The organism is Vogesella mureinivorans (genome assembly GCF_007644035.1).
GTDB classification, from domain to species: domain Bacteria; phylum Pseudomonadota; class Gammaproteobacteria; order Burkholderiales; family Chromobacteriaceae; genus Vogesella; species Vogesella mureinivorans.
Window position 1 is genome coordinate 1 of sequence record NZ_VMTV02000465.1, and the last position, 295, is coordinate 295.

General features: G+C 71.9%; 1 protein-coding gene. It reads right to left on the reverse strand.

The annotated features are described in order from the left end of the window. On the reverse strand, positions 1-295 hold a 295-nt coding region (locus FLQ44_RS12355), incomplete at both ends, for an amidohydrolase family protein (RefSeq protein ID WP_147694620.1).

A 295-nucleotide genomic window follows, 5' to 3' on the forward strand; every position in this document is an offset into this window, starting at 1 on the left:
GTCGCGCGGGCTCGTTCGGCAGGCGCATGTCGCCATGGCCGGAGGTCTGGCTGACCGCGCCACCCGAGGCCCAGATCCGCGGCCCGCGATAGCGCCCTGCATCAATGCCCGCCTTGAGCCCGAACACCGGCCCGCCCATGTCGCGGACGCTGGTGAAGCCACGGAGCAGCATCTGCTCGGCCTGCTGAGCGGCCGCGGCCTCGGCGCTGATCGGGCTCAGTTCCGGGTCCATCAGCCGCGCCATCGGCAGCGCGCCGAAGGTCAGGTGCACGTGCACATCGATCAGGCCCGGCAT